The following is a 13,900-nucleotide window of genomic DNA, read 5'->3' on the forward strand; positions in this document are numbered from 1 at the left end:
GACCCCCTACAGCCCCCTTGCGAAGAGGGAAAGGAGCGCCCCATGGAACGCGCCATCATCCGCCTGCAGACGCTTGCTCGCCCCGCCACTGGCTTGCGCGCCCGCCTGCACCTGCTGCCGCTGTTGCGCCTCTGGCGGCTGCGCCTGCGTACCCGGCGCCAACTCGCGCAGCTGGACGATCGTCAGCTCGCCGATATCGGCATCAGTCGCAGCGAGCGCAGTGCCGAGCTGGACAAGCCGTTCTGGCGCTAGCTCGGCTCGCGTGGGCGGAACTAATCTTCCGGTAACGGAACGCCGAGGCGCTCCGGCTGTCCAGAGCCGAACCAGACAGGAGAACCGCCATGCCACGCCACCTGCCCCTACTGCTTGCCACTACCCTGCTGACCGCCGGTACCGCCTCGGCGGCCAGTTTCACCGGCACCACCGACATGGTGGTCGGCGGCGTGACCAACACCGTGGACGCGACTTCCGACATGACGTCCTCGCTACGTGACGACAAGCTGGTGGTCGAGGCGCGCGAGGACGCAGCACGCTTCGTCGCCAGCCAGGGCGAGCAACGCGGCGCCCGGCTGGAGGCGGCCCTCGTGCATATCCGCAGCCAGGCGCCGGCGCTCACCGGCAGCGATCTGGAACTGGCCGAGGCAATCCTCGCCCGTTGAGCCGCATGATCGCCGCGGCCGCAGCCCTTAGGCTGGCCGGGGCCGTCGGGTTTCGCTAGCCTTTGCGACCGGATTAATCCGTACCGGAAGTACCATGCGATCGCTTTACCTGCCCGTTGCCTTGGCCTGCCTGCTGGCCGGCCCGGCCCAGGCGCTGGAAACCACCACCGGCGCCCTGGTCAAGACCAGCTATGTCAGCAGCCGCCTGACCAGCGCCCCGTTCGACCGAAAGCTCATACTCGCCGCCCGCGAAGACGCCGCCAGCTTCGTTGCCAGCAACGGCCAACGACTCGGTGTACGCCTGCAGGCCGCCATCCGCGAGCTACGCCACGCCCATCCTGAGCTGGACGCCAGCGATCTGGAACTGGCCCAGGCCATACTCGTCCAATGACCCGCCGGCCGAGGCCGGCGCCAACTCCGAGAATCATCGACATGAACCGACTCCTGATAGCCGCCCCGCTGGCCATTGCCCTTCTCGCTGGCGCGGCCCAGGCCCAGACCCTGGTGGCCACCAGCAACATCGTGGTGAAAGCGCTGGACCGCAGCATCGACTTCACCTCCGATACCACTACCTCGATCCGCGACATGAAGGTGGTCAGCGAAGCCCGTGACGACGCCGCAAGCTTTGTCGCCAGCGCCGGCGCGGTTCGTGGCGCCCAGCTGGAGGCGGCCTTCGGTAGCCTGCGCGAGCGCTTCGCCGAAGCGCGTGAGGCCAGCGACCTGCAGCTGGCCGAAGCCATTCTCGCCCTGTGAAACGACGCTGCGCCTGGCTGCTGGTCAGCCTGCTGGCGCTCGCCAGCAACGCTGCCCAGGCTGGGCTGCGGCTGATTCTCGACGAAACCGATCTGCGGCCGCCCGAACGCAGCGCCAGCACGGCACTGCTGGACGAAGCCGTGGCCGCCCTGCCGCCGCGACTGGTCGCCAGCCTCGACCGCCAGGTGCAGGTGCGCTGGCTCGATGGCCTCCACTCCGCAACTTATGGCCGCGCCGGGCCGGATGTGCTGGAACTCAATCGACGCCTGCTGCCGTCGCTCGCCGACGGCAGCGCGGCGCACCAGGCCACCGACCGTCCGCATGGCACGGTACGCCAGGAACTGCTGGCCACCGTCATTCACGAAATTGCCCACCTCTATGACCGCGCCCGCCTCTGGCCTGCCGACCAGGCGCTGGAGCAGGCCCGCTGTCGCCAGCAGGCCGCAGGCCTCGGCCTGGTCGGGTTGCGGGACGGCTGCCGGGGCCAGACCGCACGCCGCTTTACCCTGAGCGACGACCCTCGCCTGCTCGACCTCGCCGGCTGGCCCCAGCAGGTCGGCCGGCGCGGCGCGCGAGAACAGACCAACGCGCAAATCGCCCGCAGCCCCGACCGCTACGAGCTGAGCAACCCGCGCGAGTTCGTCGCGGTAAATCTCGAATACTTCCTCCTCGACCCCAGCTATGCCTGCCGCCGCCCGTCGCTGCATGGCTATTTCCGCGAGCACTTCGGCTGGCAACCGGCAACGGTCCAGCCCTGCGAGACGGGCTATCCGATCCTCAATGCCGGCCGCGACTTCGGCCGCACGCCGCTGCTGCGCCTGGACCCGGAGCGGGTCTATCAGGTCGACTACCTGTTCGCCGAGGCCAACGATGCCTGGGTCAGCCGCTGGGGCCACAGCATGCTGCGCCTGGTGATTTGCAAGCCCGGGCGCGTGCCCGGCCCGGAGTGCCGGCTGGACCTGGATCAGCACCTGGTGCTGTCGTTCCGCGCCTTTGTCGACGATGTGCAGCTGTCGAGTTGGGACGGGCTGACAGGCGTCTATCCATCACGCCTGTTCGTTCTGCCGCTGGATCAAGTCATCGAGGAATACACCAAGGTCGAGCTGCGCGGCCTGGCCTCGGTGCCGCTGAAGCTCACCCGCAAGCAGATTGCCCAGCTCGTCGCGCGTAGCGCCGAACTGCACTGGAGCTATGACGGCGACTACTACTTCCTGTCGAACAATTGCGCGGTGGAAACGCTCAAGCTGCTGCGCAGCGGCACGGCACGTAGCGAGCTGGTCGCACTGGACAGCATCCTGCCCAACGGACTGCTGGAGCTGCTGATCCATCGCGGCCTTGCTGACGCCAACGTGCTTGAAGATCCTCGCGAAGCCTTGCGCCTGGGTTATCGCTTCGACTCCTACCGCGATCGCTACCAGGCCATGTTCGCCGTGCTACGCGAGCGCCTGGCGCTAACGCAGCAGGACGTCGAACAATGGCTGGCCCTGCCGGCACGCGAACGCAGCCGCTGGATCGACTCAGCCGACCTGCGGGCCGCGGCCGCGATGCTGCTGGTGGAGCAGGCCGCCCTGCGCCGCCACCTGCTGCTGGCTCAGGACGAGCTGAAAAATCGCTACCTTAGCGGGCGTGGTCAGGACGCCAGCCTGGAGCGAGCCGACAGCGCCCTGAAGGAAATCCTCGCCAGCAGCGGCTACCTCAGCCGCCCGGCCGAACTGCTCGACGGCAATGGCTACGGCCTGCCCCAGCCCAGCGAATGGACCCGGCTGGAACGCGAGAGCGAAGAACGCCAGCTACGGCTGAACGAACTGAGCGAAGAACTCGACCGGGAAGTCCGCCTGCTGCTGGGCGATGAGCGCCGCGAGGAACTCGAAGCGATCGAGAGCAACCTCACACAGATTGGCAAACACCTGCGCATCCTGCATAAGGTCGGGGGTGGGTTGGAGTTGCCGTGACGGGGCCCTTCGCTGTGAGCGACGCCCAGAATTATGGCATTTAAATGTTCTCCCGATGTCAATAGAGACATCGTTCTTGCGCAGCTGGTAATGAAAGTACCTAGGCAGCTCGATGTTGGCGTTATCAAGAGGTCTCGTGAGCAGCCCCTATCGCTGTGACTGGCGAGGGCGTGGTCATGCAGTGGCCAGCGCCGCCTCTCGCTCTGCGATGGCTTGCTCCAACTCAGGCGAGCGCTTGGCCCATTGCTCGGGCGGTAACGGTTTGGACCACTCAATCACTTCAGGCGCTGTTAACTCGGGGATATGAGCGAGTTTTTTACGCGTTATCCAATGGGCCCCCATCGGGTTGAATATGGGGAACATGATGCCAACTTCCCAAACCACCGTGAGAAACAGCCCTCTTTCCTGGCAGGACTTGTCGAACTCGCGCCAAAAAATCTGTTTTAGGCTCAAGCCACAAATATTCTCTAGCGGTTCGGGTATTGCCTCCGGGCCCACCTCCATAAAGCTGCGAATACATTCCCACTGCGCCATGGAGGAAATACCGCCACCGGCATTGACCATCAGCACCCAGCCTTGCTTGTCGGGGGCGTAATTTTCGTGCTCTTGCCCCTTGAGCGGGAACCACAGCAGCAAGCTGCCGTGCTGACTGGCGCCGCCGGTATTGAGGCTGAGCGCACTGGGGGCAATGGCATGTACCCGCTCCCAGGGAACAAACCAGTAGCTACCATCGGGTTCGGTGATACAGACCTCACGGCGCTGCCGATTAAAGCGAATCGGTGGGATCAGGGGCTTGCGCCACTGTTTGATAAAGAAGTACCAGAGGGTGCTCATAAGCCCTGCCCCAGCACTAAATAACGCGAGAGCAGCCCAGTAATCGCCTGTTGAGACGACGTATGCAACGATCATTACAGATATGAACGTACCTAAGTGCAGCGTGATAAAGCCCCCCCCCATAGCGAAACTGCCGATATCCAGAAACACTTGATTTTTGCGCCAGACGATATTCATCAGGTCGCTGGCAGGCTGGCCTGTTGGAATGGGCAATGGGGCCAGATGCTCCTGTTTCCAGAGCAGGCCTTGCTTGGTATCACCGGCTTGTTCGGTCATTCACTTTCCTTGGGGTGTAGCAGCTCTTGACTCACTGGCACGGCGCTAAAGCTATCGACAAGCAAGGGGCCGTCATTGGAGGCATGCTCAACGACTGCAGTGCCGCGGATGATATAGCGCAGACCCATGCCGCCGCCGACCACCATTTGCTGCGGGCCGAGTGTGCCGGCCTGCATAGCCAACGGGCTATGGTACAAAACCTGAAGCTGCCAGTAATGGCTGTCGGCGCGCTTGGGCAGTGCACCACTCAAGCGCAAGCCCATACCCTGATGAATAGGTAACCATTGGCTTTCCAGATTGCCTAACCATTGCCGGGTACAGTCGGCGGGGGTGTTGCGGTTGTCGAACGCCGCCAGTTTTACATACAGCTGAGTACGTTCGGGATTGGCCCCCGGTAGAAACAGTTGCAGGCTGTCGGTACGACTCTCGATCACGATGCTGTGATCGCTTTGGCCAATCCGGCGGCTATGCAGGCTCGCGGTGGCCAATAGCTTGGGCTTGAACAGCAGGTCAATCAGGGTTTGCAGCTCCTCGCTGCGCTGCGCCGGGCTGTCGTCCCAGCGCCGCTTTTGCCCCCAGCAACATTGCTCAAGAAAGGCTTGCAGCTCGCTGTCCTTGAAATAGTTCCAGGCCAGGTACAGTCCTTCGATAATAAGCAGTAGCCAGTTCACTGGCACGATGCGCAAGGTGAACCACTTGATCGCCTGCTCGGTGGTCCATTTCCCAGTCAACGCCATGTAAGTGGCATAGCCACCCAGGCCGGTTTGGGCGCTCATTAATCCCAATACCGCGCTATCGTGGCCCAGCCTTGCCCAATGGTCGGCTGTCCAGTAAGCACCGTCTTTTTGCATTTCCGCAGAAAGCTTGGTCAAGTCAGTAGCGCTGGCAAAGAATGAAAGCACACCAGTAGTGAAACCAAACAGCGTTACAATGGGAGCCTTAACGCCGAACTTGCTGATTTCAACCCGACCCGTCGCCTCCCACGCTGCGCCGATCACAGCCGATAGCGCCGCACCGACCTTGAGGTTTTCGGCCAGATGTTCACGGCTGCGCACCTCATCATGCTCGCGCCCCTGGTCGCGCTGATTAAGTATCTGCACGTTGTTCATATGCAGCAGCAGAGCCGCCAGTGGCAGCACGCCACCCAGGGTGTTCAAGCTCTTGATACCGGTGACAGCCGGGGTCAGGCCTTTCTGCAGATTCTGCCCGGCAAGCCGGCCCCAGTCCCACAGACGCTGCCCCACCGTACCGCTTAGGCTAAAGCCCATGCTGCCGGCCTTGATAGCGCTGTCCGAGCACAGCCTTACGAGCATCACCAATCCTCGTAGCGGCTCGGGGAAGCGCTGGATCAAATTGCTCGGAGCTGCGCTACTGGCCAGGTGCTCGGCCTCCAACGCGGCAAAGGCCGCAGACAAGCGCGACACCGCTTGCCCCCAGTCTGCGCCGCTTGGGCCGCCGAGATCACTGAGCCAGGCATATTTACCACTGACCACCAGGCTGCCAATCAGTTGGCCAATAGCCGCCTGGTTAGCGCTGGTGAGGGCTGCTTCTACCTCGGCGCCACGGTCCGCCAGGTCCATCAATGAGGGGCTGAAACCACTGGCCAGCAAGCTGAAGGGTTGTTCAACCGAAGGCGCGCGCAGCAGATTAACGGCCAGCTGAGTGCCGGGTCCGCTGCTACATAGGGCACTCAGGCTGTTGCGGCTGAGCTCACTGAGCCAGGAGCAGTGTGCGCCGTTGTCGAAATCGGCATACCAGAGCGCGCCCCCGTGGCGCGCCAGGTAGATGGACATGTCTTTATAAAGCACCTCACGGCGGGCAAACAGCCACTGGCGGTGCGGCTCGGCCACTTCGGCCATCCATTTCTGCATAGCTGCCAATTGCACACGGTCAGCAACCTGAGCGCTACTTTTGGCGTCAGTCATGTTGTGGACCTTATTGGCCTGGTAGGCCATGACCACACCTTGCAACTGCCCGTGCAGATCCAGCGGAATAAATTCCCGGGTAGGCGCCAGAACCACTTCTTCACGACGATGAATATCAGCAATGCGAGCATCAGCGGCAGCATGGCCAATTCTGTGGCGCTGGCGCTGATTGACTTCGGTCTCTTCGGCCAGCAAAGGGGTGAGTTCGCGCCTAGCCTTGAGCAGAATATCGCCCTGCTCCGGGGTTAGCTGGATATCGCGATCGCGGTAACGGTAGTTGATCAGGTTGCTTAGCTCTGCACCGTCTTCACTGATCAGGCTGTTGATAAAGCCGGCGATCATCCCTTTGTGGGCATGTACCTGATCCCAGTCTTCTTCGCGCTGATTGACCATGCCTTGCTCATGATTCAGGTCGCGCAATACGCCCAGATCATCATCCAGGCTGGCAAACACCCCGTGCAGCTCGCCGGCCTGGCTGCGCGCCTTGCCCAGCCAGGCATCCGTTGCCGGCACATCCCATGGTTGCGCGCTCCATTCGCCTGGCGCATGTTCGGCGGCCTCTGGCTGGCGGGCGGCGGCCTGTTCGCGCTCGTACAACCAGGTACGGGCGTGGACATACGCTTGAATGCGCTCGGGGGTGGGTTCGTCCATCATCTGCTTGCCGAGGGTATTCACACCCTCGCGGTAGGCGCCGCCGTTCTGCGCGTAGTCGTGAGACAGGGCTCGCTCGCGAATCTCGGGCATCAGTTCGGCCATGACCTGTTCGGCACTATCCAAGGCCGGGCAATGGTCGGCCTCAAGGGTGCGCGCGACTTGAGTCAGGCTGATGCGGCGCATGCGGGCGCGACGCTCGTCCGGCTCGCCCGCAAGGCGCTGGTGGACGGCAGCGGTCAAAGGGATTTCGGTATAGAGCAACAGGGCGTCGTGTTGTTTGTTTAGTGCGATGCCCGCGATGCGTCCGCTGGCCACGTCGCTGGCGGCGTCATCCAGCCCCTGCTCCAGCAACTGACCGTCGGCGGCCACGGCAAAGCGGCGCAGCGGCCCTTGGTCGTGCCAGAGATAAAGGTAACCGGGGCGCAAGCGGCGCAGGGCCATGGGATGGCTCTGGGTTCTGCTCGCTGGTCGGCAGCGCTCATGCGCGGCTGCCTGTTCGGCCAGGGCATAGCGTACGGGAACGATAAAAACCTCGGCCTGGCGCGCCGGACAGCTGGCCATGGGGCTGGACAGGTCGTCCTTTTCGAAGTCCTGCTGCGCGGCTTGGTCGGCGTGGGCCAGGCGTAACGCTCGATCCTGAGCTCGGGCGGTCATGCGACTGACTCCTTGTCGGTGCGCAGCAACTGGCATTGCAGTTCGGCGATGAGGTTGTCCAGGCGTTTTGCCGGCAACAAATCACGCTGCTCGAGCAGTTGGCGATAAGTGTCGTGTTCGGGAGCCTGCGGAAAATCACTGCCCAACTCGGCCAGCAAGCCCGCCCAACGGGCGACTTCATCGGCCGCACTATAGCCATAGCGTGCCGCGCTTTGACGACACAGGGTGGCGAATTGATGCTGAGCGGCAGCATCCATGCCCTGTAGCGATTCAGGGAAGAAACGCTGCAAATGGGCCAGCAGACGCTGATCGAAGCAGGTGTGCTTGGCCTGGTTTAACTGTTCCAGTTGTCCTTGGGAAAACCGCAGCCAAGGCTTGTCGTCATAGCGCGCAAAGGTCTGCGGCTTGGTCTCGCGTAGCAGCGTCAGTTTCGCACCAGAATCTGCCGGTAGACGAATACGATGCACCGGACCCATCAACGGATCGCGTTCGTCGGCATTCAGCGGGCCCAGCCATAACGCCATGATGCGTGGGTCGTGGTAGCGGAACAGGGTCGTTTGTTCACCTTCCAGGCGCACATGAATCAAGCTGCGCAGGTGCTCGACCAGATCGTCTTCGCTCGCGTCGGACTCGAGCCAGATACCAGCCGTTGCGTGCCACTCCTGCTGGAATACCTGCGCAAGTTCGCTGTGCGGCCGTACCGCTACCAGCAGCGGGCCAACTTCGGCCAGCGCCTCATAGGCACTTTGCTGGTAAAGCAGATGAAGCAAGGGCGATTCTTCCAAGGCGTAAATTTTGGCGGCCAGTCCATCGATCTGTGCGCCATCGAGCAGCAAATAGCTATTCATCAGCGATAGGGCCGTCATACCTTCGCCTCTAGCTGCTGACAGATCTCACAGATCGGCAGGGCAGTACGCGCCGCCTGTTGCAACGCCTGTTTCTGCGCCTGAATCAACAACTGCCCTGCCTTATCCGCATCCGCCGCCCTCACCTGCCCCGGCAATATTGGCGCCGCGGCTGATCCCTTTCCCGGACTTCCACCCGAGTTCATCCTGATCAAAGGCCCCACCATGGTGATGCCGCTGGCATCGAGTTTGATAAAACTGCCACCAGCCTTGAAGGTCAGTTCGCTGCCGGCTTCGAGCACGACCTTGAGGCCGCTGGAGACGTGGATTTCATTGCCCGCCTCGATGAACTGGCCGGTGCCGATCTTCAGGTGCTGGCTGTTGCCCACGGTGAGGTGGTCATTGGCGCGGACTTCGGTCTTGCGGTCGGCGTGGGTGGTGCGGTGTTCCTCGGCCTTGAATTCGCTATAGCTGTTGGCTTCGACGGTGTCGTGGCGTTCGTGGCCGACGCGGATCTTCTGGTCGTGTTCGATGTTCTCGTCCCAGTCGCGCTGGGCGTGGATGTAGATCTGTTCCTGGCCCTTGCGGTCTTCAATGCGCAGTTCGTTGTAGCCGCCACCACCCGGGCTGCTCAGAGTCTTGAACACCGTACGGGTCTTGTTGACCGGCAGGTCGTAGGGGACCTGGTGCTCCTTGTGGTACAGGCAGCCGGTCACCAGCGGTTGGTCGGGGTCGCCTTCGAGGAAGGTCACCAGCACTTCCATGCCGACCCGCGGGATCGCGATGCCGCCATAGCGGTCTCCGGCCCAGCTGGAGCTGACGCGCAGCCAGCAGCTGGTCTTGTCGTCGGCCTGGCCATGACGATCCCAATGGAACTGGACCTTCACCCGGCCGTACTCGTCGCAGTGGATCTCTTCGCCGGCAGGTCCGGTGACGACGGCGGTCTGGCTGCCGAGCACCTTCGGTTTGGGATGGCGCAGGGCCGGGCGGTGGGGAACGGTCCAGGGCGTGACGGTGAAGTGGTTGCGGTAACCCTGGTGGAACTCGGTGGCGGCCAGGGTCCCCTCACCCCAGCCCTCTCCCCGGCGGGGCGAGGGGGTTGCACTGTGCAAGTTGGGCGCGCTGGTAATCGACTCTTCCAGCACCTGCGGCTGCTTGCCTTCGTGGAGCACCTCGTCCAGCAGCCAGAGCTGGTTCCAGTCGGCCCTCGGATGCTCGGTCAGTTCGAGGAAGTGACCGCTGACCAGCAAGGGTTGGTCACTTTCACCCTCGGCCCGTTCGTAGTCGTGGCGGTGCCTTTCCAGCGCCCGTTGGGCCAGGTGCTTGCCGCGGTTACGGTCGACGAAGCGGCCGGGGTAGTCGTAATCCTCCAGGTCCGGCTGGAAGTCGCTCTGAAATGCCGCTTCCAGGGTCAGGCGCGGTTTCTCGAAGTCGTAATCGCGCCGCGTCACGCGGCTGGTACGGGTTTCCAGGCGCAGGCCGAAGCGCTTGACGACCGGCTGATCGGCGACCAGCCCGGAATCCTGCTGGTAAGCCACTGGCGCCAGCGTGGGAAACACCGTCTGGTCGTCGCCAAACACCAGCATATGGCCGTCGGCGCTGTGCTGGAAGTGATAGTGGATGCCTTCTTCTTCGCAGAGGCGCTGGATGAAATGCAGGTCGCTCTCGTCGTACTGCACGCAGTACTCGCGTTCGGGATAGACCACCGGGCCGAGGTCGAAGCGATGGCCGACGCCAGCGAGGATGCCGTGCTCCTCGAGCACCCGGGCGACGATCTGCGGCACGGTCAGATGCTGGAAGATGCGCTGGTTGCTGCGGTGGGCGAGGTAGGCGAGCTGCGGCACCAGCGTCAGGCGATAACGGGTCAGGCGCTGGCCGGACTCGCCCTGGGCGATGCGATGGACCAGGCCGTGAATGCCGCCACCGTCCGGGGCGAAGGCGAGAAACGCCGGCTGGTGCAGCAGCGTTTCCAGCTCCAGGTCGGGGCGTTCGCTGACCAGTTCGACCTCGAAGGCGAAGGGCGTCGAGAGCGCCTCGCGGCCGCGGAATTCGAGCACCTGCAGGTCGTGCGCGACCGGCAGCTGCAGGCTGAAATGGGGTTGGTTGGCCGGGTTGAACATTCCTTGTTCCTCCGTCAGTCCGTTGAGCGGATAGCGGCCAGCTTTTTACGGCGGAACAGGGATGGAGGAGCGTACCGGTCGAGGTTTGCGTGGTACAGGCACGATATTTCGTGACCGCATTCGCATGCGCGCAAGATGTCGGCGGGCTTGGTCGGTACTGGCAGAAATCTGCGCAGCAGAGTGGCTGAATGCTGTTTTTTACGCCAGCGGAACGTTTTCTACGGGCAAAAAAAACCTCGAACTTCATTGGGGGAGGGGGAAGTTCGAGGTCGAATCCGGACCGCTAGGGCGGGGTCCAGAGATCTGCCAACACTTAACACAACAAGGAGCATCGAAGAGCTTTCACACCCTTCGCAAGCTCTGACCGACGCGCGTTGCGTAAAGTTCAACCGGCGCGGAAAAAATGTCCGCTAGCGACGCTTTACGGCAGTACGCGGTCAGTGCGCCTCATCCCAGTTGGCGCCAACGCCCGCTTCCACCAGCAGCGGCACGTCCAGTCTCGCCGCCTCGCTCATCAACGGGCAGATGCGCTCGCGCAGCGTCTCGACCTGATCCTCGCGGACCTCTAGCACCAGTTCGTCGTGCACCTGCAGGATGATCCGCGCATCCAGGTTCGAGGCCTGCAGCCAGGCGTCCACCGCAATCATCGCGCGCTTGATGATGTCCGCCGCGGTGCCCTGCATCGGTGCGTTGATCGCGGTGCGCTCGGCGGCCTTGCGCATCGCGCCGTTCTTCGAGTGAATTTCCGGCAGGTACAGGCGACGGCCGAACAGCGTCTCGACGAAGCCCTGCTCGGCGGCCTGGGCGCGGGTGCGCTCCATGTAGTCGAGTACGCCGGGATACCGCGCGAAGTAGCGGTCGATGTAGTCCTGCGCCTCCTTGCGGCCGACGCCGATCTGCTTGGCCAGGCCAAAGGCGCTCATGCCGTAGATCAGGCCGAAGTTGATCGCCTTGGCGCTGCGCCGCTGGTCGCCACTGACGTCTTCAAGCGCGACGCCAAAGACTTCCGCAGCGGTGGCGCGGTGCACGTCCAGGTCGTTCTGGAAGGCATGCAGCAGCCCGGCATCCTGCGCCAGATGGGCCATGATGCGCAGCTCGATCTGCGAATAGTCCGCGGCTAGCAGCCTGTAGCCCTTGGGCGCGACGAAGGCCTGGCGGATGCGCCGCCCTTCGGCGGTGCGGATCGGGATGTTCTGCAGGTTCGGGTCCGAGGAAGACAGCCGGCCGGTGGCGGTGACCGCCTGGTGGTAGCTGGTGTGGATGCGCCCGGTGCGCGGGTTGATCTGCTGCGGCAGCTTGTCGGTGTAGGTGCCCTTGAGCTTGCTCAGGGAACGGTGCTGCATGATCACCTTCGGCAGCGGGTAATCCTGCTCGGCCAGTTCGGCGAGCACGCCCTCGGCAGTGGACGGCTGGCCGCTGGCGGTCTTGGAAATCACCGGGCAGCCGAGCTTGTCGTAGAGGATGGAGCAGAGCTGCTTGGGCGAGCCGAGGTTGAATTCCTCGCCGGCGATATCGAAGGCCTGGCGCTCGAGCTCGATCATCTTCTCGCCGAGCTCGACGCTCTGCTGGCCGAGCAGTTGGGCATCGACCAAAGCGCCGTTGCGCTCGATGCGCGCCAGCACCGGCACCAGCGGCATCTCGATGTCGCGCAGCACCGACAGCAGCGAAGGCGTCTGCTCCAGCTTGCCGAGCAGGGTCTGGTGCAGGCGCAGGGTGACGTCGGCATCCTCGGCGGCGTAGGGGCCGGCCTGCTCGATGGCGATCTGGTCGAAGGTCAGCTGCTTGGCACCCTTGCCGGCGATGTCTTCGAAGCGGATGGTGCCGCGGCCAAGGTACTTGAGCGCTAGGCTGTCCATGTCGTGGCGGGTCGCGGTGGCGTCGAGCACGTAGGATTCGAGCATGGTGTCGAAAGCCAGGCCGCGCAGCTCGACGCCGTAGTGCATCAGCACGTTCATGTCGTACTTGCCGTGCTGGCAGATCTTCGCCCGGGTCTCGTCCTCGAGCAGCGGTTTGAGCGCGGCGAGCACGGCATCGCGGTCAAGCTGCTGCGGCACGCCCATGTAGCTGTGGCACAGCGGCACGTAGGCGGCCTTGCCCGGCTCGACGGCAAAGGAGACGCCGACCAGTTCGGCGCGCTGGGCGTCGAGGCTGGTGGTCTCGGTGTCGAAGGCGAAGCACTCGGCCGTCTTCAGCCGCTCGAGCCAGCGCTCGAAATCAGCCTGCTCGAGAATCGTCTCGTATTCGGCCTCGGCCTGCACCGAGCAGCCGTCGGGCTGCACCGCGCAATCTTCGCCGGCGGCCTTGGCCTCGCGCAGCAGTTCGTCGAGCCACTGCTTGAACTCGAGTTCGCGGTAGAGCGCAATCAACGCCTCGCGATGCGGCGGCTCGGGCATCAGGTTGGCGACCTCCACCTCCAGCGGCACGTCGAGCTTGATGGTCGCCAGCTCATAGGAAAGGAAGGCCGCGTCACGGTGCTCCTCGAGCTTGGCCGCCAGCGACTTGGCGCCGCGGATCGGCAGGCCGGCGACCTGGTCGAGGTTCTCGTACAGGCCCTTGAGGCCGCCGTCGATGCCATTGAGCAGGCCACAGGCGGTCTTCTCGCCAACACCCGGGACCCCGGGAATGTTGTCGACCTTGTCACCCATCAGCGCGAGGAAATCGATGATCAGCTCCGGGCCTACGCCGAATTTGGCCTTCACGCCCTCGACGTCGTAGACGCTGCCGCTCATGGTGTTGACCAGCGTGACATGCGGGCAGACCAGCTGCGCCATGTCCTTGTCGCCGGTGGAGATCACCACGTCGCGGCCGAGCGCCGCGCACTGCCGGGCCAGGGTGCCGATCACGTCGTCGGCCTCGACGCCCTCGACGTTCAGCAACGGCAGGCCGAGGGCGCGCACGGCGGCGTGCAGCGGTTCGATCTGCACGCGCAGGTCGTCGGGCATCGGCGGGCGGTGCGACTTGTAATGCTCGAACAGCTCGTCGCGGAAGGTCTTGCCCTTGGCGTCGAAGACCACCGCGAACGGGCTGTCCGGATACTGCTTGCGCAGCGCCAGGAGCATGTTCAGCACACCCTTCACCGCCCCGGTGGGCTTGCCCGTGGAAGTGGTCAGCGGCGGCAGTGCGTGGAAGGCGCGGTAGAGGTAGGACGAACCGTCCACCAGGACGAGGGGCGCTTGGCTCATGAGGCGAATCAACCTTTTCGGCGGGCCCGGGGCTAGAATGCACGGA

The 13,900-nt window shown here is 63.6% G+C and carries 10 protein-coding genes; 5 read left to right on the forward strand and 5 right to left on the reverse strand.

Annotated elements, in window-relative coordinates:
- Nucleotides 1-42 precede the first annotated feature (42 nt).
- The 5 genes from AC0KXH_RS18950 (at nt 43) to AC0KXH_RS18970 (ending at nt 3,364) form a co-directional block, all read left to right on the forward strand.
- On the forward strand, nt 43-252 hold the full coding sequence (locus AC0KXH_RS18950; protein WP_488223877.1) for a DUF1127 domain-containing protein: 210 nt from the start codon (nt 43-45) through the stop codon (nt 250-252).
- An 89-nt stretch (nt 253-341) separates the two neighbouring features.
- A complete protein-coding gene (locus AC0KXH_RS18955) occupies nt 342-659 on the forward strand; it encodes a DUF2388 domain-containing protein (protein WP_041109401.1) in 318 nt (105 codons plus the stop codon).
- 94 nt (nt 660-753) lie between these two features.
- Nucleotides 754-1,050 (forward strand): DUF2388 domain-containing protein, encoded by a 297-nt coding sequence (locus tag AC0KXH_RS18960; RefSeq protein WP_041109399.1) that lies wholly within the window; start codon nt 754-756, stop codon nt 1,048-1,050.
- A gap of 41 nt (nt 1,051-1,091) precedes the next feature.
- A complete protein-coding gene (locus AC0KXH_RS18965) occupies nt 1,092-1,412 on the forward strand; it encodes a DUF2388 domain-containing protein (protein ID WP_041109397.1) in 321 nt (106 codons plus the stop codon).
- Nucleotides 1,409-3,364 carry a DUF7844 domain-containing protein gene (locus AC0KXH_RS18970; protein WP_488223878.1) on the forward strand — a complete coding sequence of 652 codons (1,956 nt, stop codon included), beginning with the start codon at nt 1,409-1,411 and terminating at the stop codon, nt 3,362-3,364. The genes AC0KXH_RS18965 and AC0KXH_RS18970 overlap by 4 nt, the downstream gene beginning before the upstream one ends.
- A 174-nt stretch (nt 3,365-3,538) precedes the next feature.
- Here AC0KXH_RS18970 and AC0KXH_RS18975 read toward each other — a convergent pair whose 3' ends face one another.
- The 5 genes from AC0KXH_RS18975 to polA form a co-directional block, all read right to left on the reverse strand.
- Nucleotides 3,539-4,474 carry a hypothetical protein gene (locus AC0KXH_RS18975; protein WP_312360314.1) on the reverse strand — a complete coding sequence of 312 codons (936 nt, stop codon included), beginning with the start codon at nt 4,472-4,474 and terminating at the stop codon, nt 3,539-3,541.
- The gene (locus tag AC0KXH_RS18980) at nt 4,471-7,707 is read right to left on the reverse strand and encodes a toxin VasX (protein ID WP_488223879.1); all 3,237 of its coding nucleotides are present in this window, start codon (nt 7,705-7,707) and stop codon (nt 4,471-4,473) included. Before AC0KXH_RS18980 ends, AC0KXH_RS18975 begins: the two co-directional genes overlap by 4 nt.
- A complete protein-coding gene (locus AC0KXH_RS18985; RefSeq protein ID WP_200629507.1) occupies nt 7,704-8,573 on the reverse strand; it encodes a DUF4123 domain-containing protein in 870 nt (289 codons plus the stop codon). The genes AC0KXH_RS18980 and AC0KXH_RS18985 overlap by 4 nt, the downstream gene beginning before the upstream one ends.
- Nucleotides 8,570-10,672, reverse strand: coding sequence for a type VI secretion system Vgr family protein (locus AC0KXH_RS18990; protein ID WP_488223880.1), 2,103 nt, complete (start codon nt 10,670-10,672; stop codon nt 8,570-8,572). The genes AC0KXH_RS18985 and AC0KXH_RS18990 overlap by 4 nt, the downstream gene beginning before the upstream one ends.
- Before the next feature lie 437 nt (nt 10,673-11,109).
- Nucleotides 11,110-13,854 (reverse strand): DNA polymerase I, encoded by a 2,745-nt coding sequence (gene polA, locus AC0KXH_RS18995; RefSeq protein ID WP_488223881.1) that lies wholly within the window; start codon nt 13,852-13,854, stop codon nt 11,110-11,112.
- Between the last annotated feature and the right edge of the window lie 46 nt (nt 13,855-13,900).

The sequence above is a fragment of the Stutzerimonas sp. CXK-1 genome, from assembly GCF_057738225.1.